This window comes from Poseidonibacter sp., from assembly GCF_041821165.1.
Lineage (GTDB): Bacteria > Campylobacterota > Campylobacteria > Campylobacterales > Arcobacteraceae > Poseidonibacter.
On the sequence record NZ_JBGUES010000230.1, the window covers coordinates 1 to 3054 of the forward strand.

General features: G+C 23.4%; 2 protein-coding genes. Both read left to right on the forward strand.

Annotated features, from left to right (window positions below):
* A partial coding sequence (locus ACERKK_RS12480; RefSeq protein WP_373773405.1) for a diguanylate cyclase occupies window positions 1–1328 on the forward strand: 1328 nt, incomplete at its 5' end.
* 988 nt (window positions 1329–2316) lie between these two features.
* The coding region (locus tag ACERKK_RS12485; protein ID WP_373773406.1) for a replication initiation protein at window positions 2317–3054 on the forward strand (738 nt) is incomplete at its 3' end.

Consider the following 3054-nt stretch of genomic DNA (forward strand, 5'->3'; position numbering starts at 1 on the left):
CAAGAATATTAGATATTGCAACAAAAAATGTAATTACAGTTACACCAGAAGATACGATTCAAACAGCAGTTGAACTTATGTATAAAGAAAAACATAGAGATGTTATAATATTACCTTCTAAAAATAAACATTACTCAATTTTTACTGCCAATGATTTAATAAAATTAAAGTCACAAAATATTGATTTTAATACACAAATAAAAGAAATCAAATTTAACAATATAAGTGCAGTATTAGAGACAACATCAGTAACTGAAGCAATTTTAAATGTAAATCCAGAAATCAATTGTTTATGTGTTATTGATAATGATAATATTTTAAAAGGTTTTGTTTCTTATTATGATTTATTATCAAGTATTGATCCAAAACTTATGCTTGAAAAAAGAGTAATTGGCGAAATTATGTTAAGTACTCATTTAAAATATGCAAATATGAATATTCCTACACTTGAGATTCTTGGGCATATGGATAAACTTAGCGATTGTATAATTTTAACAGATGATCAAAACAATGCAAAAGGAATTATCACTACAAAAGATGTTGTTAAAATTTTTGGAGAAAAAAGAGATCTAACAAAACCAATATCTGAATATATGAGTTTTCCTATTCAAACAATTAATAGTACAACAACAATATCAACTGCCTTAGAATTTGTTCAAAGTAAACATTTTAAAAGATTAATAGTTGAAGATTTTGATGGTGAGATATTAGGACAAATAACACAAGAAGAGCTTTTAGCTCGTATTTATTCAAAATGGGCTGATGTTATGAGAAACAATGATAATCAACTACAAAAAATAAATAAGGTATTAAAAGAAAAAGCAACTAAATATCAAGAACTATCAACTATAGATAATCTAACAGGAATATTTAATAGACTAAAATTCGAACAAGAATTAAAAGATGAGATAGATAGAATTAGAAGATATAAAACAGAAAAATTCTCACTTGTAATATTAGATATCGATAATTTTAAAAAAATCAATGATACATATGGACATATTGAAGGTGATAATGTATTAAAACAATTGGTATTAGAAATAAAATCACATCTAAGAAGTACTGATATCTTTTCAAGATGGGGTGGAGAAGAGTTTGTGATAATCTTGCCTTTAACAAATATAAATAATGCAAAAATAGCAATTGAAAATATAAGGAAACATGTATCATCTGCAAATTTTAATAAAGTAGGTAATGTAACTTGTAGTTTTGGGCTTACAGAATTTAATGATGAAGATACTTTCCATTCTGTTATTACAAGAGCAGATGAGGCTATGTATATTGCTAAAACAAGTGGTAAAAATAGAGTTGAAGTGCTAAATAAGTAAAAATATAGCAATTTGCCATATTTTTATTTTTCTGAAAGTTAGGTAATGCGAGAAATACGAGAGTAATTCTTTGTATGGAAGTGTAATATTTCCTTTTGTATTTTATTTTACCATACAAAGTGTAACATTTTTTTTTAACAATAAAAATAAAAAGAAGAGAGATATTCATAAATTTATTTAAGTGATGAAAAATTAGTGAAAAAAGTTTCTTGTTTTTTTAGAACATAATTTAAAAAATATTTCCTTTTTTGTTTAATTTAGGCTATTTTTGAAAAAAAGAGCTTCTATAGTTGCCCTTATTTGGCTCGAAAATAGTTGCTTGTATATAAATCATCATAGAAAAAAATAGATTATTCGTATATATGCTTATATATACGAGAATCAATATTTTTAATATATTTAAAAACTTCGGTAGCACTTCGCAATAGAACAACAAGTAAAAAGCTATTGAATCTTATGACATAGTAAAAGAATTTTTTTAATCATAATAATAGTAGTTGATAATATTGATAACATAATATCTCTATTATTGCATATCTTTTTATTTTACTTTTTATAATATTAATTTATTAATAATTACTAAAACTATTATTTCAATATATTGAAATGATATTAATGAATATCAAGAATTTATTATTGATGTTCACACTATTAAAAAAAATATAATGATATATCAATTACATTACTAGAGATATTAACACGAGAAAATCTTGATTTTTGATGTGCAAATAAAACATAAATGTAATGAAAAAAACTTTATTCCCTATTTGTTTTATTTGTAGGAATCCCCTAGCTGCCATGGAATCGAGCTTTCTAATACCTAACTATCGAACTTTTGTGGTGAACTATCGGATTTTTGTGGTGAACTATGAAGTTTTTGTGGTCAAAACCTATAAATTTGATACCAAATATCGAATATTTTTATTTACTTCGATATTTTAACTTAAAAATAATTCTTAAGAACATATCGTTCAAAAGGAATTATTTTATGAAAAAAGAACATGATGTAAGAAAACATAATAGTTTAATAAATTTGAGAACTAAACACAAATACAATGTAAATGAACTTAAATTTATTTGTAAACAAATTTCAATGATTAGACCAGATTATAAAAATTTTGAAGATGAAGTAATTCATATTCAAGATTTAGGATTTAGTTCTAAGGAAATTGGAAACTATAAATATATTAGAAAATTCTTTGAAGATTTATATTCAAAAAGTTTTTATCTTCCAGGAACCAATAGATTATGTGGTTGGTTTTCAAGCTTAGAATATAAAGATGGATATATTTATTATTCAATGGATGAAAAGTTAATTCCATTCCTATTAGATGTTCAAAATAATTTTACTCAATATCATGTAAGTAATGTTTTAAAGCTTAGAAGTTCTTATTCTATAAGAATATATGAATTATTAAAACAATTAGAAGATAAAGGCAATAGAACATTTATAATTGAAGACTTAAGAAGCTTATTAGATATTCCTGAAAAATATAAAAATGGTCATATTAAAAGTGATATTTTAGATAAAGCAAAAAAAGATTTACAAAAAAATACTGATTTATCTTTTACATATGAATTTATAAAACAAGGTAGAAGTTTCAACTCAATAAAATTTAAAATTTTTAAAAACAAAAAAATTGAGGAAATTGACACAACAAGAGTTTATGGAAATATTGCAAAAGTTGATGAAAGTAAAAAATCAATTTTTAAATTTAGTCAAGCG